This is a genomic window from Cellulomonas sp. P22 (genome assembly GCF_044392165.1).
The window spans coordinates 41,379-60,347 of record NZ_JBISBW010000009.1 but is presented as its reverse complement, the minus strand read 5'-3'; the positions used below and the strand labels follow the sequence as shown (position 1 = coordinate 60,347).

The following is an 18,969-nucleotide window of genomic DNA, read 5'->3' as shown; positions in this document are numbered from 1 at the left end:
GTCTACCCTCTTTCGCCGCCCGCCGGGCACGATTCGGCCGCATGTCGCGGAGCTCATGAACTTCACCTTCAGGATGAGCCCGGACCGAGGACCTCACCCGTGGTCAGGTCGCGGCGGCGATCCCCGCGACGACCGACGCGGCGGCGATGTCCTCGGCGATCATGCGCCGCTTCGACGCCTCGATGCGCCATGCCGGCCCGGCCTGGAGGTACGACGGGAACACGCGCACCCCGTCCAGCTCATAGACCCCGCCGCGGATCCGGTAGGTCGAGCCGGCCGGGACCGCGCGCCGGCCGGTCCGTTCACGGGCGATGTGGTTGATCGCGGCGATCGCGACGTCTCCCATGAGCAGGTAGGCGCGAGCGTCGGGCAGCTGGGCGAGCTCGTCGGCGAGGACCCGCGCGTGGGTGCGCACCGTGGTCGCGCTGATGCCCGGGGCGGTCTTGGGGTGTCGCACGGCGACGGTGCGGTGGATGCCGAGGGCGGTCAGGTCGGACACGGTCGTCACGGGCAGGCCTGCGGCGGCGAACGCCTCGAGCGTCGTGGTGTCGAACAGCGAGTCCGGCGAGCCGTCGTAGTCGTCGCGCGGGTCGGGGGCCGCGCACTCGGAGATCAGGACGAGGCGCACGTGGGCCGCGTCGGGCGCGGCGGGTTTCCACGTCCGGCCGAGGTCGATGTCGGTGATGCTCGGTTCGCGCCCGCCCATCTCGTCACGTTATCGACGCGATCGGCAGGCGGTCATCAGGCGTTGGTCCCGGGTCGGGGCCCACCGAGCGGGTGATCTATTCCGGACGGAGCACCCCGAATGGTGCACCATTTTGGGACCAACGTCCCAGGTCAGCCGGTCGGCCCATACCCTCAGCCGACTCGGCGATGCCGCCGAACCCCCGACTCGACCGAGGATTCCGTGGCGACATCGACGAGCTCTCCCCTTCCCCTGCGCCCCGCGGGCACGGCACGCCGGCGCGCGACGACCGGCGCGCTGCTGACGGGCCTGCTGCTGGTCCCGACCTCGTGGGCGTCGGCCGCCGGCGGCCCGGGGGCGTCCTACACCGAGCAGGACCCGCCGACGTCGATCGGCGCGGGGGTGACGTTCACCGCGGCGACTGACTCGCGGGCCGTCGAGTTCTCGGTGCTGAGCGGGACCGCGGCCGAGAGCCTGCAGCTGGCGACGGCGGCCACCGCGGACGTCACCGCGGGGGCGGTGTCGGTCGTGGGCAGCGGCGTGTGGCGGGGCGACGGCACGACGGCGCTGCGGATCGGCACGGTGGACGCCGTGTCCGACGGGAAGGACGGCCGGCCGCTCCGGGTGTCGTTCGCGACGGCGGGCACCGTCCCCAACGGAGGCTTCGAGTCGGGGACTTCCGACTGGACGGTCCTCAACGGCCGTGTCGACCTGGGCGTGACCGAGATCGCCGGGTTCGTGTCGCAGGACACCACCACGTACCCGGCGGGCGCGGGTGACGACGACGCGGGGGCTCCCTGGGAGACCTACGCGGTCACCACAGGGCAGCCCAGCGAGGGAGCAGCCGCGGTCCTCCTGAGCTCGACCCTGAACACCTCGTGGCCGTTCGGCGTCGTGCACGGCCCAGCGATCTACTCGGCGCCGTTCGACATGACGGCCGGCGACCTGCTCCAGTTCGACTGGCGCGCCGATTGGAGCCAAGACGCCCACCACGTGCTCGGGTACCTGCTCGACACCTCGGACGGCACCCAGGTCGAGCTGCTCGACTCGGTAGGCACCGACTCCTCCCCCACGCCGTGGGCGACAGCGGGCGGGGTCGCGCCGCGTGACGGCGAGTACCGGTTCGTGTTCGTGGCCGGCAGCTACGACCTGACCGGCGGGCAGGCTGCCGGATCGGTCCTCCTGGTCGACGACGTGCGGCTCTCCCGGCCGCTGGCCGACGACTCCGTCGTGCAGGGCGTCGCACGGCTGCTGCAGTACTCGTCGACCAGCGACGCCCCGCCCCCGGCGGTCCAGGTCGCGGTGGACGTGGTGGGTCCGGCCACCACCGTGCGCGCTGCCACGGTCGACGTCGCGGTGGCTGCCGTCGACGACGCACCGACCGTGTCGGGCCCCGGTGCCGTCCGGCTGACCAACTCCGCAGGCGCCCAGACGTTCGCCCCTGTCGTGGGCGCCCTCTCGGTGAGCGACGCCGACGGCGATGCGATGACGTTCACCCTGACCGGGTCGCGGGTCGCGCAGGTCGCCGTCGGAGGCGTCTCGTACACCCACGCCCTGGTGTCGGATCTGGGCACGCTGCGGATCGACGCCGCGACCGGGCGGTTCCGGTTCGAACCGGACCCGGCCGCGGTCGACGCGGTCGTCCGCACCGCGAGCCGTTCGTTCCCCGTCCAGGTCACCGCGGGGGCCCTGACGACGCCGACGACCATCGACGTGACCGTCGACATCGCACAGTCCGCCCCGGGCACGCCGACGGGGCTGACGTCCACGCCGCTGCTCGGCGCGACCAGCGTCTCGTGGGTCGAACCTTCGTGGCTCGGCGGCGGGACCGTCGACTACGGCGTCGAGCTGTCGGTCGACGGCGGCGCCACGTGGACGGTGGCCACCACCGTCGCGACCACGTCGACCACCCTCCCCGGCCTGGCCGCCGGGCAGGACGTGCTGGTGCGCGTCCGGGCGGTGAACGCGTTCGGGTCGAGCAGTGCCGCCCAGGTCGCGGCGAGCGCGATCCCGGCGCCCGGTGTCGTGCACATCGACTCGATCACGGCCGCCAACCGCTCCGTGACCGTGGCCTACACCCTGCCCGTCACCGGCCCGTCCCCCGTGACGGCCGTGCAGCACTCGGTCGACGGGGGCACGACGTGGGTCACGACCGCGCCCGTGGGTTCGGTCGCGGTCGGCGGCCTGACGAACGGTGAGGCCCGCACGCTGCTGCTGCGGGCGGTCAACGCCGCCGGTGAGGGGCCCGCCACGTCCGCGACGGTCACCGCCCTCCTCGCGCCGGTGCTCGTGCCGGGCGTCGGCGGCTCGAGCGTGCTCCCTCACGTCGCGCCCGGCCAGGCGGTCGTGCGGGACGACGGGGGTTCGGCACCGGCCACGGTGTCCACGCCCGGCGGGCTGTGGACGGTGTTCGGCGGCCGTGTCGGCATGAGCATCGCGACCACCGTCGGTGACGGGGCGCCGTCCTCGGCCACCGGCCCCGACGGGTTCCTGGACCTCCAGGTCGGCGGGAGCATGGCGGTGTTCGGCACCGGCTTCATGCCGGGCTCCCGGGTCGACCTGTGGATCTTCTCCACACCTCACCTGCTCGGCGAGGCAGTCGTCGGCGCCGACGGCACGTTCTCCGCGCGGTTCACGCTGCCGGCGGGGGTCGTGGCCGGCGACCACACCGTGCAGCTCAACGGGACGGCGCCCGACGGCTCGCTCCGCAGCCTGATGGCCGGTGTCGTGGTGCAGTCCGTCGGCTCGTCGCGGCTGCCGGCCACGGGTTCGGACGTCACAGGGCTGCTCGCCCTGAGCGCGGGTCTGCTCGTCGCGGGAGCCGGTGCGCTCGCGGTGCGCCGACGCGGGGGTGCGCGCGGCTGACAAGCACGGAACGTTCGACGGGGCACCGGTCGGTCGACCGGTGCCCCGTCCTTGCGCCGGCCGGTGCCGCCGTGGCCGCTCAGGCCGTGGCGAACCGCCGCGCGGACCGTTCGCGGTGCTTGGCGGCCTCGACCTCGCGGTCCTTGGGCGGTGCCGTGGTCACGAGGTCGGCGAGCAGATGGCGTGTGGCGTGCGCGATCTCGGCGACCGCGTGGTCGAACGCCTCCTGGTTGGCCCGGGAGGGGCGGTTGGTCCCGCTGATCTTGCGCACGTACTGCAGCGCCGCGGCATCGATCTCGTCGTCCGTGGCACGGGGCTCGAAGTTGTGGAGGGCGTGGATGTTCCGGCACATGCTTCGAACGTACGGCCGGCCCCCGGCGGTCGCCAGATCAGGCCAGATCAGTCCTCGATGCGCTCGAGCACGAAGACCGGGATCTCGCGGTCGGTCTTGGTCTGGTAGTCGGCGTAGTCGGGGTACGCCTCGACCGCGCGCTGCCACCACAGGGCCTTCTCGTCGCCCGTGACCTCGCGCGCGACCATGTCCCACTTCTGCGGGCCGTCCTGCAGCTCGACATGCGGATCGGCCACGACGTTGTGGTACCAGACGGGGTGCTGGGGTGCGCCGCCGAGCGACGCGACCACGGCGTACGTGCCGTCGTGCTCGACGCGCATCAGCGGGGCCTTGCGAAGCTTGCCGCTGCGGGCCCCCCGGGTCGTGAGGATGACGACGGGCATCCCGCGCATCGTCGTGCCCCGGGTGCCGCCCGAGCTCTCGTACTCCTCGACCTGCCGGGCGGACCACTCAGTGGGGCTGGGCTCGTATTCACCGGTGAGAGGCATACCCCCTCTCTACCGTGTCCCGACCTCGTTTGTCACGGGTGCCGCGCGCTCGTCGACGAGGACCCAGGAGCCGCGCGTTCCCGAACCTCGATCCGGCAGGGTCCGACCAGTGGTCACCCGATCCCGATGAAACCGCCGATGCGCACCGGATCGAGACCTCATCGGAACCGAAACGTTACGTGCCAGTAAGACAGTGATTTCTCACGACACGCGGGTGTGCTACCCATGTGCTCTCATCACCAGCCGGGGTGACCCACACCACGCCCCGGCCCGACGGAAGGGGTTGCCGGATGGCATCCGCTGCACCACGACGCCTGTGGGCGACGACCGCAGGACTCGCAGCCACCGCTCTCGTGCTGGCCGGCTGCGCCGGCAACGCATCCGACGACTCCACCTCGGACGGCGGCTCGTCCGGCGGCACGCTCACGATCGGCACGACCGACAAGATCACGTCGCTCGACCCGGCCGGCTCGTACGACAACGGCTCCTTCGCCGTGATGAACCAGGTCTACCCGTTCCTGCTCAACAGCCCGTACGGCTCGTCGGACGTCGAGCCGGACATCGCCACGTCGGCCGAGTTCACCGCTCCCACGGAGTACACGGTCACGCTCAAGCCCGACCTGAAGTTCGCCAACGGCCACGACCTGACGGCCTCGGACGTCAAGTTCACGTTCGACCGCCAGGTCGCGATCGCGGACGAGAACGGCCCCTCGTCGCTGCTCTACAACCTCGACGAGGTCGAGGTCGTCGACGACACCACTGTCGTCTTCCACCTCAAGTCGGGCAACGACCAGGTCTTCCCGCAGATCCTCTCGAGCCCCGCCGGCCCGATCGTCGACGAGGAGGTCTTCGCGGCCGACGCGGTCACCGCGGACAACGACATCGTCGCGGGCAAGGCGTTCGCCGGGCAGTACTCGATCACGTCGTACAAGGTCAACGACCTCATCGCGTACGCGGCCAACCCCGACTACGCGGGCATCCTGGGCGCGGCGAAGACCGGCGCGGTCAACGTGAAGTACTACGCCGAGTCCTCGAACCTCAAGCTCGAGATCCAGCAGGGCAACATCGACGTCGCGTTCCGCTCGCTCTCGGCGACGGACATCGACGACCTGCGCGGCTCGGACAAGGTGAAGGTCGTCGACGGTCCCGGCGGGGAGATCCGCTACATCACCTTCAACTTCAACACCCAGCCCTACGGTGCCTCGACGGGCGAGGCCGACCCGGCCAAGGCGCTCGCTGTGCGGCAGGCCGTCGCGGACCTGATCGACCGCGACGCGATCTCCGAGCAGGTCTACAAGGGCACCTACACCCCGCTGTACTCCTACGTCCCGGCGGGCCTGACGGGTGCGACCGAGTCGCTCAAGAGCCTGTACGGCGACGGCAGCGGCGGGGCCGACGCGGACAAGGCGGCGGAGACGCTCTCGGCCGCGGGCGTCAGCACCCCCGTCAAGCTCAGCCTGCAGTACTCGAACGACCACTACGGCCCCTCCTCGGCCGACGAGTACGCGCTCATCAAGGACCAGCTCGAGAAGAGCGGCCTGTTCGCTGTCGACCTGCAGACCACCGAGTGGGTGCAGTACTCCAAGGACCGCACCTCCGACGTCTACCCCGCGTACCAGCTCGGCTGGTTCCCGGACTACTCGGACGCCGACAACTACCTCACGCCGTTCTTCCTGGTCGACAACTTCCTGGCGAACCACTACGAGAACCAGGAGGTCAACGACCTGATCCTCGAGCAGGCGATCACCACGGACGCCGCTGAGCGCACCGCGGCCATCGAGAAGATCCAGGACCTGGTCGCGGCCGACCTGTCGACCGTCCCCTACCTCCAGGGCGCGCAGGTCGCCGTCGTCGGGACCGACGTCTCCGGCGCCGACACCACGCTCGACGCGTCGTTCAAGTTCCGGTACGGCGCCCGCGCACATCTCCCGGAACCAGGCAGGAGCCATGACCTCAGCCACCACCGACGCGGCGACCGACGCCGCACCCGGACCGCTCGGCACCGATGCCGCGCCCGCCACCCGCACCCGACGACGGGCAGGAGGTGGCCTGGGCCGCTACCTGCTCGTGCGGTTCCTGCTGATCTTCCCGACGGTCCTCATCCTCGTGACCACCGTGTTCGTGCTGATGCGGGCCACGGGCGACCCGATCACCGCCGCGCTCGGCGGACGGCTCACCCCGGACCAGCTCACGGAACGCATCCACGCCGCGGGCTACGACCGCCCGATCCTGGTGCAGTACGTCGAGTACCTCGGCAACATCCTGCGCGGAGACTTCGGCACCACGCTGTCCGACAACCGCCCCGTGACCGAGGTCATCGCCACGTACGGCGCGGCGACGCTCGAGCTCGCGGCGTACGCGCTGGTCGTCGCGTTCCTGGTCGGGATCCCGCTGGGCCGCATCGCCGCCGCCCGCCGCGACCGGACGCCCGACGCGGTGCTGCGCGTCTCGGCGATCCTCGCGTACGCGACGCCCGTGTTCTTCGCGGGCATGCTCCTCAAGCTGGTCTTCGCGGTGGGCCTCGGCTGGCTGCCCGTCGCCGGGCGGGCCACGACCAGCACCGAGATCCAGCTCCAGACGCAAGGTGCGGGCACGGGCATCTACCTCATCGACGCGATCAGCACCGGCGACGGCGCCGTCATCGGGGACGTGCTCGAGCACGCCGTGCTGCCCGCCCTGGCCCTCGGGCTGCTGACCGCCGGGGTGTTCCTGCGCCTGGTGCGCACCAACGTGATCGGCACGCTCGCCACCGGCTACGTCGAGGCGGCACGCTCGCGCGGCGTCTCCGAGCGGCGGCTGCTGCGCAAGCACGCGTGGCGACCCGCGCTCGTGCCCATCATCACCGTGATCGGCCTGCAGGTCGCGATGCTCCTCGCGGGCGCTGTGCTGACGGAGACGACCTTCGAGTGGAAGGGCCTCGGCTTCCAGCTGGTGCAGTACCTGCTCGCCCGTGACTTCGTCGCGGTGCAGGGCATGGTGGTGCTGCTCGCCGTGATCGTCGCGCTGACGAACTTCGTGGTCGACGTGATCGCCGCGCTGGTCGACCCGAGAGTCAGGTACTGACATGACGACCCCCCTCACCCCGGCCCCCACGCTCACGACTCCCCCGGCCGACCTGGCCCCCGAGCACGTCGCCCGTTGGAAGCGGCTGCCCGTGGTCCACCAGCTGCGTCAGAGCATGGGGCTGCAGCGCGGGATGCTCGTCGCGGGCCTCGTGATCACCGCGTTCTTCGTGCTCGTCGCGGCGCTGGCCCCCGTGCTCGCGCCCTACGGCTACAACCAGCTGCGTGACGGCGACGTCTCGTTCGGCGCGCAGCAGGCACCGTCGGCGGCGCACTGGTTCGGCACGACCGTCGGCGGCTACGACGTGCTGTCGCGCGTCGTGTGGGGCGGCCGCACAGCGCTGCTCGTGATCGTCGTCGCTGTCGCCCTGTCGCTGTTCGCGGGCGTCGCGCTCGGCGTGCTGTCGGGCTACTTCGGCGGTTGGCTCGACCGCGTCCTCGTGGTCGTCGCCGACGCCGTGTACGCGTTCCCGTCGCTGCTGCTCGCTATCGTCGCGGCCATCGTCATCAGCGGCGGGCAGTCGTCGATGTGGGGCGGCGTGCTGGCCGCGGCCATCTCGATCACCGTGGTGTTCATCCCGCAGTACTTCCGGGTGGTGAGGGCCGAGGTGGTCCGGATCAAGGCCGAGGCCTTCGTCGAGTCGGCCCGCGTGGTCGGCGCGAGCCACGTCCGCATCATGAGCCGGCACGTGCTGCGCAACGCGACGCGGACGCTGCCGCTGATCATGACCCTGAACTGCTCGGAGGCGATCCTCACGCTCGCCGGGCTGGGCTTCCTGGGCTTCGGCATCGAGCCGTCGGCCGCGGCCGAGTGGGGCTACGACCTCAACAAGGCGCTGTCGGACGTCACGAGCGGGATCTGGTGGACGGCCGTCTTCCCGGGCGTCGCGATCGTGCTGACCACCCTCGGCGTCACGCTCGTGGGCGAGTCGCTCAACGACCTCGCCGACCCGCGGCTGCGGCACCGCCGCGCGGCCGCGTCCACCGCGAGCACCTCCGCGTCGGCGCCGGCCGAGGTGGACGCGCTCGAGGACCTCATCGACGACGGAGCACGAGCATGAGCGCACCCCCGACCGACCACGACGAGACCCCCACCCCGGGCCCTACGGCCACCGCGGACGCCGGCACGGGTGACGCGCCGCGCACCGTCGTCGAGATCCAGGACCTGCGGGTCACGTTCGCGACCGACGGCGGCGACGTCCCCGCGGTCGCGGGCGTCAGCCTGCACGTCGCGGCGGGCGAGGTGCTCGCGATCGTCGGCGAGTCCGGGTCGGGCAAGACCGTCACGGCCCGCTCGGTGCTCGGTCTGCTGCCAGCCACGGCCACCGTGGACGGCGCGGTGCTGCTGACCCGCAAGGACGGCTCGGCGACGCACGACGTCGTGACGCTGCGCGGCACCGGGCTGCGCGACGTGCGCGGCCGTGACGTCGCGATGGTGTTCCAGGAGCCGTCGACGGTGCTCAACCCGGTGTACCCGGTCGGCTGGCAGATCGCCGAGGGGCTGCGCGCGCACCGTCGGCTGTCACGGTCGCAGGCCCGCGCCGCGGCGATCGACGTGCTGCGCCAGGTCGGCATCCCCGACCCCGAGGAGCGGGTCGACCACTACCCGCACCAGTTCTCGGGCGGGCAGAAGCAGCGCATCGTCATCGCTCAGGCCCTCGCGCTCGACCCGGGCCTGATCGTCGCCGACGAGCCGACCACAGCGCTCGACGTCACTGTGCAGGCCGAGATCCTGGACCTGCTGCGACGCCTGCCCCGCGAGCTCGGCACCGCCGTCGTGCTCATCACCCACAACATGGGGGTGGTCGCGGACCTCGCCGACCGGGTCGCCGTGATGTACCGCGGCGAGATCGTCGAGCAGGCCGACGTGCGCACGCTGTTCGCCGACCCGCAGCACCCCTACACGCGCGCGCTGCTCGACGCCGTGCCACGGGTGGGCGGCGAGCGGCTGCGCGACCGGGTCCCGGTGCCCGTCCACGTCCAGGACCGCCCCGAGGCCCCGGCCCCCGACGAGGCGGTATCCCCGGTGGTCGAGGCCCGCGACCTGCGCGTCGTGTACCCGGGCCGGTTCCGCCGCCCCGGGTTCACAGCCGTGGACGGGGTCGACCTGACGATCCGCCCGGGCGAGGTGCTCGGGCTCGTGGGTGAGTCCGGATCGGGCAAGACGACCATCGGGCGGGCGATCGCCGGGCTCACGCCCGTGACCGACGGATCGCTGCGTGTGCTCGGGGTCGAGATGAACGGGGTGCGTGAACGGCAGTTCCGGCCCGCACGACGCCGGCTCGGCTTCGTGTTCCAGGACCCGGCCACGAGCTTCAACCCGCTGCTGACGATCGCGGAGTGCGTCGCCGAGCCGCTCGTCGTGCACGGCCTGGCGGGCGACGCCGTCGACGCCCGCGAGCGCGTCGACCAGCTGCTCGAGGCTGTGCAGCTGCCCAAGGCCTACGGTGCCCGGTTCCCGCACGAGCTCTCGGGAGGTCAGCGGCAGCGCGCGAGCCTGGCCCGCGCGCTCGCGCTCGACCCCGAGCTGCTGGTCGCGGACGAGCCCACGTCGGCGCTCGACGTGTCGGTGCAGGCCCGGGTGCTCGACCTGTTCGGTCGGCTGCAGCGTGAGCTCGGCTTCGCGTGCCTGTTCATCAGCCACGACCTGGCCGTGGTGGACATGCTCGCGGACCGCATCGCTGTGCTGCACCGCGGCGTGCTGGTCGAGGAGGGCACGGGCGACGAGGTGCTCGGCGCGCCGAAGCACCCGTACACGCAGCGCCTGCTGACCTCGCTGCCGGTGCCGGACCCCGTCGAGCAGGCCGCCCGGCGGGACGCGTGGCGGAGCCTGGCTGTCGGCACCTGACGCCCCTCGGCCGCCGCCCAGCGGATGCGTGGGATGCCCCCTGGTGAGAGGTTCGGAGCACCAGGGGGCATGCGCCGCCCCCGCAGCGGAGGGGGCGTCGCATGAGCTTCATCGCATTCCTGATCCTCGGCCTCATCGTCGGGGCCATCGCCAAGAGCATGCTCGGCGAGGGTGCTGGATGGTTCCTCACGCTGGTGCTCGGCGTGCTGGGCGCGATGGTCGGGGGCTGGCTCGGCGGCATCCTGTTCGGGGTCGAGCTCGGGTCGTTCTTCTCGTTGTGGACGTGGCTGCTGGCGATCATCGGCGCGGTGCTGGTGTTCCTGGTGTACGGCGCGCTCAGACGCTGATCCCGCCGCGATCCGCGGTGCCGTGCTGCGCGACGAGGGGCGACGTCCGGGTGGACGTCGCCCCTCGCGATGCGTGCGGGTTCGGGTGGGTCAGGCTTCGGGTGGGTCAGACCTGGGGGCTGAGCGTGAAGCCCGCACCGCCGACGGCGGCCTCCACGTCGAGCTGCTGGTCGGCGAGCGTCGTGGAGGTCTCGGGGGCGATGAACACGTGCGCCGCGCCCTCCGTCACGATGTCGTCGCCGGGTGCGGGCTCGGTCACGAGCGCGAGCTCGAAGCTGCCGATCTGGTCAGCCGACTCGGCGATGCGCAGACCTCCCGAGGCGGGAAGCCCGGCCTGGGTGGTGAGGTCCTCGACAGCACTCGCGGCGTTCTCGGTCAGGGTGAGCACAGGGGCTCCTCTCGATCTCCGGTGAGGACGCCGTTCCCCGAGGGGTGGCGCCTTCGGACCCGTCCACCGTCACAAGGGCATCCGGGGGATGCAACCGGGTGTCCGCTGGGCGAGACCGTGTCTCGGACGTCAGGCGCCGCTGTGCCCGCCGCCACCGCCGGGCCCACCGCCGTGCCCACCGTCACCATCGCCGTCGCCACCGTCGCCGCCCGTGTCGCCGCCCGCGCTGTCGCCGGTGGCCAGGCGCCGGTCGTCGGGCGGGGGGATCACAGCCGTGCCGTCGGGCCCCAGCACGGGCTGCTCGCCGGTGCGGCCCGAGGCCTGGTCGGCGGCGTTCGCCTCGCGCTCGGCGATGACGTCCTCACCCGGCCCGGCGAACGCCCGCGACCGCTCGATCGCCTCGATGCTGCCCGTGAACATGCTCGAGTCGCTCGCGATGTCGATGCGCTGGGTGTCGTCGGGCCGCGGCCCGGGAGGCACCTCGGCCCCCGCGCGGGTCGCGACACGGGCGCTCCGCCGCCGGACGACCCCGGGCGGCAGCGAGCTCGGCTCGGCGTCAGCCGGGCGCGGCCCGCGCTGGTCCGGCTGACGTGGCTCGGTCCGCGCCGGTGGGAAGCGGGCAGGCATCGATCGTTCGGGGCGCGCGGTCGGCTGGGGCGAGGGCATGGCGCGACCCTCGTCGCCCTCCATGCGCACGAGCGAGGCGGTGCGGGTGCGGGGCAGCGCCTGCGGCGCGTACTCGTGGAGCCACGCGATCAGCCCCTCGCGCACGAAGCAGCGCAGGTCGAACAGGGTCGGGGCGTCGCGGGCGCTCGCGAGCCCCCGCAGCCGCACGTACCCCTGGACCGCGTCGGTGACCTGGAGCACCCCGACCCGCTTGTCCCACAGGGGTGTGCTCATGAGCAGCCGGGTCAGCTCGCCGCGGACCTCCTCGACGGGCACCTCCCAGTCGACGTCGATCTCCACGGCGCCGATCAGGTCCGCGGCGCGGCGCGTCCAGTTCTCGAACGGGGTCGTCGTGAAGTACGTCGAGGGCAGGATCAGCCGGCGGTCGTCCCACACGTGCACCACGACGTAGGTGAGGGTGATCTCCTCGATGCGGCCCCACTCCTCGGCGACGACCACGACGTCGTCGACGCGGATCGCGTCGGTGAACGCGAGCTGCACGCCCGCGAAGAAGTTGGCGAGGGAGCTCTGCGCGGCGAGGCCCGCGACGATCGACAGCAGACCGGCCGAGGCGAACAGGCTCGCACCCACCCCCCGGGCCTCGGGGAACGTCATCAGGATGCCCGCCGACGCGCAGATCACGAGCACCACCACCGTCATGCGGCGGAGCACGATGATCTGGGTCCGGATGCGCCGGGCCTGCCGGTTGTCGGGCACGTCGACCCGGAAGCGGTGCAGCATCGCGTCCTCGACCACGAACGCGAGCGTCCCGATGAGCCAGGCGACCGAGACGACGAGCGCGATGAACAGGCCGTGGAGCACGGCACGCGTCCACCGCGCGGGGTCGGTCGAGATCGCGATCCCGACCCAGATCGAGATCAGCAGGAACGTGACGCGCAGGGGGGTCCGCGAACGCCTCGTCACCTCGGTCGTGATCGCGGACCGCCGCGCCAGCCTGCGGGCCACGACGGACACGATCCCGGCGGCGAGGAACGACGCCACCGCGCACCCCACCAGCACGAGGATCGGGACGACGACCTCGCTCGGGTCGGAGACCGCCGCAGCCAGGATCACCTCGACAGGGTAAGCGCGGCGTGCGCCGACCGCTCGGCCACGCAGCCCGGGCGCCGAGGCCGAGGGCGTGGAAGGGTCGACGCAACCCGACGAGGAGGTCGCACGGTGCGCGTGCTGGTGACGAACGACGACGGGATCGCCTCGCCCGGTCTCGCGGTGCTGGTCCGCGCCGCGCGGGCCCTCGGGGCCGAGGTGCTCGTCGCGGCCCCCGGGCACGACGCGTCGGGCTCGAGCGCGGCCCTCACGGGCGCCGAGCACCTCGGCCGGCTCGAGGCGGCCGAGGTCCGCGCGCCGGGGGTCCCCGAGGACGTGCCGTGCCTCGCGGTCGACGCGACCCCGGGGCTGATCACGCTCGCCGCGGCACGAGGCCGGTTCGGCCTGCCGCCCGACCTGGTGCTCTCGGGCGTCAACCGCGGGCCCAACACGGGCCGCGCCGTGCTCCACTCGGGCACCGTGGGGGCCGTCTTCACGGGCTCCACGCACGGCATCGAGGGCCTCGCCGTGTCGCTCGCCGCCCCCGATCCCGTGCACTGGGACACCGCCGAGGCGTGCGCGCTCGCGGTGCTGCGGGTCCTCGTCGCCGACCCGGCCCGGGCCCGCGTGGTCAACCTCAACGTGCCCGACGTCCCGCTCACCGAGCTCCGGGGCGTGCGGCGTGCGCGGCTCGCGTCGTTCGGCGCGGCCCAGGCCCACGTCGAGGAGCGTGACGGCGGCGAGGTCGTGGTGACCTACTCCCGACCCGACGAGTCGCCCGACGACGACACCGACGCGGCGCTGCTCGCCCGCGGCTGGGCCACCGTGAGCCTGGTCAACGCGCCCACGTCGGACGACGTGTCACCGCTGGCCCCGGTCGTGCTGCCGGGCTGACCACGCTGCCGGGCGGACAGCCTCAGCCGAGGGCGGTGGCGATCAGCAGCATGGTCACCAGGAACCCGGTCACGAGGTTGAGCCACAGGAACCGTCGCCAGCCCCGGTTGGCGCGCTCGCAGTCGTCGTCGCGCACGGTCCACGCGGCGGCGCTGTTCAGCGCGTAGGGCAGCGGCAGCAGCGCGGCGATCCGCCCGGGCCACGGCAGGGCCACCAGCACCCCGGCCGCGAGCGCGTATCCCACGGTCGCCGCGACGACCGTGGGGTGGGCACCGAGCACGGTCGCGACCGACGCGATGCCGCCCTCCCGGTCCGCCCGCACATCCTGCACCGCGCCGAACGCGTGCGAGGCCATGCCCCACAGCACGAACGCGACGAGCACGGGCCACACCTGTCTGCTCGCGAGGTCCTCGCCCACCAGCACGAGCGCGTACAGCAGCGGCCCGACGAAGTGCATGGCCGAGGTGAACGAGTCCAGCACCGGGCGCTCCTTGAACCGGAGCACGGGTGCCGAGTAGGCGACGACCAGGAACAGGACGCCGAGCAGCGTGACCCCGGCCGCCACCGAACCCTGCGCGAGCAGCCACACCACGAACGGCACCGTCACCACGACGCAGGCCCACAGGATGCGTCGGTGCACCCCGCGGGCCACGGCCGGGTCGGCGAGCGCGCCCTCGATGCCGCCCTTGCGCGGGTTGCGCAGGTCGGACGCGTAGTCGAAGACGTCGTTCACCCCGTACATCAGCAGGTTGTACGGCCCGAGGAAGAACAGCGTGCCGACCACGAGCGTCACGTCGACGCGCCCGCCCGTGGCCATGACGTAGCCGGCCGCGAACGGGTAGGCGGTGTTGACCCACGAGAACGGCCGCGACGCCGCGAGCAGCTGCTTCACGCGTCCGTCCCGTCGGCGGCCTCGCGCTCCTCCGCGGGCCCGCGCTGGGTCGCCGGCCCCCGGCGGCCCAGCACCGTCCACAGCACCGGCATCGCCAGCCCCGCCGCGACCGGGTACGCGAAGTCCTCGAGCGGCGCACCCCACACGTAGACCCCGAGGATCTTCGCGGGGTCGTACGCGTACAGCCCGACATCGATCATGAGCGTGTCGAACACGAGGGTCAGGACGACCAGGTGCGCCACCGTCCACACGATCGGCCAGCCGCGCAGGCGTCGCAGCACCGGGGCGCACACCAGCCCGAGGACCCCCAGCACGATCACGTTGAGCAGAGCGTTGGTCATCGGGCACGCTCGCGCTCGCGGCCCTGCGCCGCACGGTCGAACCAGCGCCACGCGAGCAGCGCGACGTAGCAGAGCAGCGTGAGGAACACGGCCTCCTCGACGGGCAGCTCAGGGGCCAGCAGCAGGCCCGTCATGTGCGGGCTGTCGCCGCGCGCGAAGATCCGCAGCGCGAGGCCCGCGCCGTCCCAGAGCAGGAACCCCACGACGCCGACACCCAGGCACAGCGCCGTGCGCCGCCAGTCGGCCCAGAACGCGAGCCGGTGGGTGCGGTCGATGGCCGCGAGACCGGCGAGCGAGACGAGCAGGGCAGCGAGGTAGACGAACCCGATCACCGGTGTCCGCCCTGACGGGCCGTGCGCCAGAGCCCGCGGGGCCGGGCGGCGTCGAGATAGCCGGGCCGCAGCGGCGCCGGCAGCGGGCGCGCGGACGTCTCACCGAGCAGCCGCTTGACCACGAGCTCGGCGCTGATCAGGCACATCGGCAGCCCCACACCGGGGATCGTGCCACCGCCGACGTGCAGCAGGTTGGGGACACGCGCCGAGGCGTCCCCGGGACGGAACATCGCGCTCTGCCGCAGCGTGTGCTCCATGCCGAGCGCGGTGCCGCGCCACGCCGAGAAGTCTCGGGCGAAGTCCGCCGGCCCGATGACCCGCCGGGTCACGACACGGGCACGCAGGTCGGCGACGCCCGCCCACGCACCCACCTGGTCGAGGTACCGGTCGGCGTGCGCCTCGAGCTCGGCGCGCGACGCGGGGTCGGCGCCGAGGGCCGCGTCGGCCGGGAACGGCACGAGCACGAACAGGTTCTCGTGGCCGGCGGGGGCCGCACCGGGATCGGTCGCGCTCGTGCGCGAGACGTACAGCGACGCCGCGTGCGGCACACGCAGCGCGGCCGGGTCGGTGCTGCGGCCGTCGCCGAGGATGTCCGTGAAGTTCCCGGGCCAGTCGCGCGTGAAGAACAGCGAGTGGTGCGCGAGCTCGGGCAGCTCGCCGCGCACCCCCGCGAGGACGAGCAGCGCGGAGATCCCCGGGCCGCGCCGTTCCCACCAGGGCTCGGGCAGCGAGCGGTGGGCGTCCGAGAGGAGTGCGGTCTCGGTGTGGTGCCGGTCGGCACCCGAGACGACGACGTCGGCCTCGACGAGCTCGCCCGTGGCGAGCCGCACCCCGCGTGCGACCCCGGTGCGGCGCGGGTGGCGCACGGTGCGCGGGGCGTCGTCGACCTCGATCGCTGTGACGTCGGCCCCCGTGCGTATCGCCACCCCGTGGGCGCGCGCGACCCGCTCGAGCGCCTCCACCAGCGTGTACATGCCGCCGCGCGGGTAGCGCACGCCGTCGACCAGGTCGAGGTGGCTCATGAGCGAGTAGAGCGCGGGCACCCGGTACGGCGAGGAGCCCAGGAACACGGCGTGGTAGCCGAGCACCTGGCGCAGCACCGGGTGCTCGACCGCCCGGGCCACCTTGTCGGCGAGCGGCCGGGTGAGCAGCGCCGCGAGCGTGCCCGCGCGCCGCAGCACGTCGGCCGAGAGCGCGCGGTCGGGCCGCTCGAACGTCGTGTACAGGAAGTGGTCGAGCGCGGTGCGGTACGCCTCGGTCGAGTCGGCCGCGTAGGCGCGCATCGCCTCGCCCGCACCGGGTTCGAGCCCCTCGAACGTCTTCCAGTTGAGCTCGGGATCGGCCAGCACGTCGAGCGGCACGGCAGGTCCCGCCCCGGCCGGCTCGGGGAACACGCGGTACGCGTGCTCGAGCTGCACGAGGTCGAGGTGGTCCTCGACCCGCTCGCCGAGCAGCGCGAACAGGTGCTCGACGACCTCGGGCATGAAGTACCAGGACGGACCGGTGTCGAAACGGAAGCCGTCGAACGTGGTGGTCCCGACGCGCCCGCCCACCTGGTCGTGCCGCTCGAGGAGGGTGACCTGCGCGCCACCGCGGGCGAGCAGCGCGGCCGTGGCCAGGCCTCCCACTCCCCCGCCGACCACCACGACGCGGCCCCTCATGCGTCGACCCTCGCAGCCCCGGTGCCACCGGTGCGCAGCTCCCCGGCGACGGACCGGGCGACCACAGCGAGCTTGCGTGGCCCCGCGAGCCGGACGCGCCGCGCGAGCAGCTCGTCGGGCGGGGTGCAGGCCAGGACCCCCAGCAGCCGGTCGTACAGCCCGAGCGTGGCCGCGACCGCGAGCCGGGCCCGCCGCGGCAGCCCGGGCAGCGCGGCGCGGGCGGCGGCGAGGTCGTGCCCGATCTCGGCGAGGATCTCGTCGAGCTGCTCCTGGTCGAGCGTCCCGGCCTCGACCCCGGGGAAGTAGCTGCGCCCCAGGTCGTCCGTGTCGGCACCGAGGTCGCGCAGGAAGTTGATCTTCTGGAACGCGGCGCCGAGCGCGCGGGCGCCCGTGACCAGCGTCGGCGCCGGGCGGCGCACCGGCTCGCCTGGCTGCCGGTCGGCGTTCAGGAAGACCGCGAGGCACATGAGCCCCACGACCTCGGCCGACCCGTACACGTAGCGCTCGTACGAGCCCCGGTCGTGGACGCGCACGGTCAGGTCGGTGCGCATCGACGCGAAGAACGGGTCGACCTCGTCGTGCCCGATGCCCGTGCGCGCCGCTGTCCGGGCGAACGCGTGCACCACGAGGTTGGTCGAGTGCCCCGAGACCAGGGCCCGCGAGGTCTGCGCCTCGAGCTCGTCGAGCAGCGCACCCGCGTCCGGGCCCCGGTAGGTGTCCACCACCTCGTCGGCGATCCGCACGAGCGCGTACACAGCCTCGATGTCCCGCCGCGCCCGGCCCCCCAGCAGCCGGGTGCCGAGCCCGAACGACGTCGAGTACTCCGCCAGCACGGCGCGGCTCGCGCGGCGCGCCGTCACGTCGTACAGCTCGTCCGCCCGACCACCCATCAGCGTCCCCGTCCGTCGAGCTCGTCCACGAGGCCGACCAGGTACCCGGCGAGCGGATCGGGCAGGGCCTGCTCGGCCCGTTCGCGCGCGGACCGCGCCGCCCCGGCCGCCAGTGCCAGGGTCCGGTCGCGCGCACCGCTGGCCGTCATCACCGCGCGCACCCGGTCGGCGCCGTCCTCGTCGAGGTCGGGGTCGCCCACGAGAGCGTCGAGCAGCCGCCGGCCCGCGTCGTCGGCCAGCACGTACGTCAGGCGCAGCAGCTCGGTGCGCTTGCCCTGGCGCAGGTCCGAGAGCGTCGACTTGCCGGTCCACGCCGGGTCGCCGAACACGCCCAGGTCGTCGTCGACCAGCTGGAACGCGATGCCGAGCGCGCTGCCGAACCGTTCGAGGTGCACGTGGGTGGTGCTCGACGCGTGGGCGAGCATCGCGCCGGCGGCCAGCGGCCCCGAGCACGAGTACGCGGCGGTCTTGAGCTCGGCGACGAGCATCGGGTCGACCTCGGACGGTTCACGCAGCTCGGCCGCCACGTCGAGCAGCTCGCCCGCGACGGTGGTGCCGATGCTGCGGGCCAGCAGGCCCACGATCGCCACCCGCAGCGTCGCGTCCACGGGGGCCGAGGCGACGAGCTCGAACGCCGACACCAGCGCGAGGTCGCCCCCGAGCAGCCCCGCGGCGACGACCTGGTCGTCGGCCGCACGGCCCACCACCCCGTCCCGCGCGAGCTGTGCGCGGTAGGTGCCGGCGAGGTTGGGGTGGCCGCGGCGGACCTCGTCGTGGTCGAGCAGGTCGTCGTGCGCGAGCATCGCGGTGTGCACGAGCTCCTGCGCGGCCGCGACCGGCGTCACAGCGTCGACGTCGGTGCCGCCGAGGCCCAGGTAGGCCGCGAGGGTCAGGCGCGGGCGCAGCAGCTTGCCGCCCACCTGGTCGGCGAGCACGTCCCAGAGCTGGGCGTAGGGCAGCGCGACGTGCGCGGCCTGGTCGCGTCGACCGGCGAGGTACCGGTCGAGCACGGCGGTGGTCTGGGCGAGGGCATCGCCGACGTCGGCCGCGAACGACCCGGCACGGGCGTCCGCGCCGGAGCGGTTCGTCCGGGAACCTGTGGTGCTGACGTGCTCTTTCACGGCACCCTCCCCTCGATCGGCGAATGCTCAGCATACTGAGCATCTCCCCTGTCGCCACCGAGTTCTCAGGCTCTCACCTCTGCGCCCGGT

General features: G+C 73.2%; 17 protein-coding genes and 1 pseudogene. 7 read left to right on the top strand and 11 right to left on the bottom strand.

What is annotated here, in order from left to right:
- Positions 1-103: 103 nt before the first annotated feature.
- Positions 104-706 (bottom strand): hypothetical protein, encoded by a 603-nt coding sequence (locus ACGIF2_RS12140; protein ID WP_396046943.1) that lies wholly within the window; start codon positions 704-706, stop codon positions 104-106.
- A gap of 201 nt (positions 707-907) precedes the next feature.
- Here ACGIF2_RS12140 and ACGIF2_RS12135 point away from each other — a divergent pair, with 201 nt between their 5' ends.
- The gene (locus tag ACGIF2_RS12135) at positions 908-3,550 is read left to right on the top strand and encodes an LPXTG cell wall anchor domain-containing protein (protein WP_396046941.1); all 2,643 of its coding nucleotides are present in this window, start codon (positions 908-910) and stop codon (positions 3,548-3,550) included.
- 79 nt (positions 3,551-3,629) lie between these two features.
- Here ACGIF2_RS12135 and ACGIF2_RS12130 read toward each other — a convergent pair whose 3' ends face one another.
- Both ACGIF2_RS12130 and ACGIF2_RS12125 read right to left on the bottom strand, forming a co-directional pair.
- Entirely contained in the window at positions 3,630-3,902 is a 273-nt protein-coding gene (locus tag ACGIF2_RS12130; RefSeq protein WP_396046939.1) for a DUF2277 domain-containing protein, read from the bottom strand.
- 47 nt (positions 3,903-3,949) lie between these two features.
- Positions 3,950-4,390: a nitroreductase family deazaflavin-dependent oxidoreductase gene (locus ACGIF2_RS12125; protein ID WP_396046937.1), complete on the bottom strand. Its 441-nt coding sequence runs from the start codon at positions 4,388-4,390 to the stop codon at positions 3,950-3,952.
- A 290-nt stretch (positions 4,391-4,680) separates the two neighbouring features.
- On the opposite strand from ACGIF2_RS12125, the pseudogene ACGIF2_RS12120 reads away from it, so the two are divergent.
- The 5 genes and pseudogenes from ACGIF2_RS12120 to ACGIF2_RS12100 form a co-directional block, all read left to right on the top strand.
- A pseudogene (locus ACGIF2_RS12120) lies at positions 4,681-6,306 on the top strand (ABC transporter substrate-binding protein); the annotation flags it as partial.
- Between the two features lie 31 nt (positions 6,307-6,337).
- Complete coding sequence (locus ACGIF2_RS12115; RefSeq protein WP_396046935.1) at positions 6,338-7,453, top strand: ABC transporter permease; 1,116 nt, start codon at positions 6,338-6,340, stop codon at positions 7,451-7,453.
- A gap of 1 nt (position 7,454) precedes the next feature.
- Complete coding sequence (locus tag ACGIF2_RS12110; protein WP_396046933.1) at positions 7,455-8,513, top strand: ABC transporter permease; 1,059 nt, start codon at positions 7,455-7,457, stop codon at positions 8,511-8,513.
- Positions 8,510-10,300 (top strand): ABC transporter ATP-binding protein, encoded by a 1,791-nt coding sequence (locus ACGIF2_RS12105; RefSeq protein ID WP_396046931.1) that lies wholly within the window; start codon positions 8,510-8,512, stop codon positions 10,298-10,300. Before ACGIF2_RS12110 ends, ACGIF2_RS12105 begins: the two co-directional genes overlap by 4 nt.
- Positions 10,301-10,401: 101 nt before the next feature.
- On the top strand, positions 10,402-10,647 hold the full coding sequence (locus ACGIF2_RS12100; RefSeq protein WP_396046929.1) for a GlsB/YeaQ/YmgE family stress response membrane protein: 246 nt from the start codon (positions 10,402-10,404) through the stop codon (positions 10,645-10,647).
- A gap of 106 nt (positions 10,648-10,753) precedes the next feature.
- Here the strand turns inward: ACGIF2_RS12100 and ACGIF2_RS12095 are convergent, their stop codons facing one another.
- On the bottom strand, positions 10,754-11,035 hold the full coding sequence (locus ACGIF2_RS12095; protein WP_396046927.1) for an adhesin: 282 nt from the start codon (positions 11,033-11,035) through the stop codon (positions 10,754-10,756).
- A gap of 129 nt (positions 11,036-11,164) precedes the next feature.
- Complete coding sequence (locus ACGIF2_RS12090) at positions 11,165-12,775, bottom strand: mechanosensitive ion channel domain-containing protein (protein WP_396046925.1); 1,611 nt, start codon at positions 12,773-12,775, stop codon at positions 11,165-11,167.
- 105 nt (positions 12,776-12,880) lie between these two features.
- Here ACGIF2_RS12090 and surE point away from each other — a divergent pair, with 105 nt between their 5' ends.
- Entirely contained in the window at positions 12,881-13,642 is a 762-nt protein-coding gene (gene surE / locus ACGIF2_RS12085) for a 5'/3'-nucleotidase SurE (protein ID WP_396046923.1), read from the top strand.
- A 22-nt stretch (positions 13,643-13,664) separates the two neighbouring features.
- Here surE and ACGIF2_RS12080 read toward each other — a convergent pair whose 3' ends face one another.
- From ACGIF2_RS12080 to ACGIF2_RS12055, 6 genes are read right to left on the bottom strand one after another with little or no spacing between them, the layout of a single operon-like run.
- Positions 13,665-14,534, bottom strand: a complete 870-nt coding sequence (locus tag ACGIF2_RS12080; protein WP_396046921.1) for a prenyltransferase — start codon at positions 14,532-14,534, stop codon at positions 13,665-13,667.
- Entirely contained in the window at positions 14,531-14,875 is a 345-nt protein-coding gene (locus tag ACGIF2_RS12075; protein WP_396046919.1) for a lycopene cyclase domain-containing protein, read from the bottom strand. Before ACGIF2_RS12075 ends, ACGIF2_RS12080 begins: the two co-directional genes overlap by 4 nt.
- The gene (locus ACGIF2_RS12070) at positions 14,872-15,207 is read right to left on the bottom strand and encodes a lycopene cyclase domain-containing protein (protein WP_396046917.1); all 336 of its coding nucleotides are present in this window, start codon (positions 15,205-15,207) and stop codon (positions 14,872-14,874) included. Before ACGIF2_RS12070 ends, ACGIF2_RS12075 begins: the two co-directional genes overlap by 4 nt.
- Complete coding sequence (gene crtI, locus ACGIF2_RS12065) at positions 15,204-16,868, bottom strand: phytoene desaturase family protein (protein WP_396046915.1); 1,665 nt, start codon at positions 16,866-16,868, stop codon at positions 15,204-15,206. Before crtI ends, ACGIF2_RS12070 begins: the two co-directional genes overlap by 4 nt.
- On the bottom strand, positions 16,865-17,758 hold the full coding sequence (locus ACGIF2_RS12060) for a phytoene/squalene synthase family protein (protein ID WP_396046913.1): 894 nt from the start codon (positions 17,756-17,758) through the stop codon (positions 16,865-16,867). The genes crtI and ACGIF2_RS12060 overlap by 4 nt, the downstream gene beginning before the upstream one ends.
- A complete protein-coding gene (locus ACGIF2_RS12055; protein WP_396046911.1) occupies positions 17,758-18,879 on the bottom strand; it encodes a polyprenyl synthetase family protein in 1,122 nt (373 codons plus the stop codon). Before ACGIF2_RS12055 ends, ACGIF2_RS12060 begins: the two co-directional genes overlap by 1 nt.
- Between the last annotated feature and the right edge of the window lie 90 nt (positions 18,880-18,969).

Bases quoted from the DNA above. Each gene is read 5' to 3' on its own strand.
- ACGIF2_RS12060 (WP_396046913.1), bottom strand. From the start codon at position 17,758: ATGGGTGGTCGGGCGGACGAGCTGTACGACGTGACGGCGCGCCGCGCG.
- ACGIF2_RS12125 (WP_396046937.1), bottom strand. From the start codon at position 4,390: ATGCCTCTCACCGGTGAATACGAGCCCAGCCCCACTGAGTGGTCCGCC.
- ACGIF2_RS12130 (WP_396046939.1), bottom strand. From the start codon at position 3,902: ATGTGCCGGAACATCCACGCCCTCCACAACTTCGAGCCCCGTGCCACG.
- crtI (WP_396046915.1), bottom strand. From the start codon at position 16,868: ATGAGGGGCCGCGTCGTGGTGGTCGGCGGGGGAGTGGGAGGCCTGGCC.
- ACGIF2_RS12105 (WP_396046931.1), top strand. From the start codon at position 8,510: ATGAGCGCACCCCCGACCGACCACGACGAGACCCCCACCCCGGGCCCT.
- ACGIF2_RS12110 (WP_396046933.1), top strand. From the start codon at position 7,455: ATGACGACCCCCCTCACCCCGGCCCCCACGCTCACGACTCCCCCGGCC.
- ACGIF2_RS12140 (WP_396046943.1), bottom strand. From the start codon at position 706: ATGGGCGGGCGCGAACCGAGCATCACCGACATCGACCTCGGCCGGACG.
- ACGIF2_RS12115 (WP_396046935.1), top strand. From the start codon at position 6,338: ATGACCTCAGCCACCACCGACGCGGCGACCGACGCCGCACCCGGACCG.
- ACGIF2_RS12100 (WP_396046929.1), top strand. From the start codon at position 10,402: ATGAGCTTCATCGCATTCCTGATCCTCGGCCTCATCGTCGGGGCCATC.
- ACGIF2_RS12075 (WP_396046919.1), bottom strand. From the start codon at position 14,875: ATGACCAACGCTCTGCTCAACGTGATCGTGCTGGGGGTCCTCGGGCTG.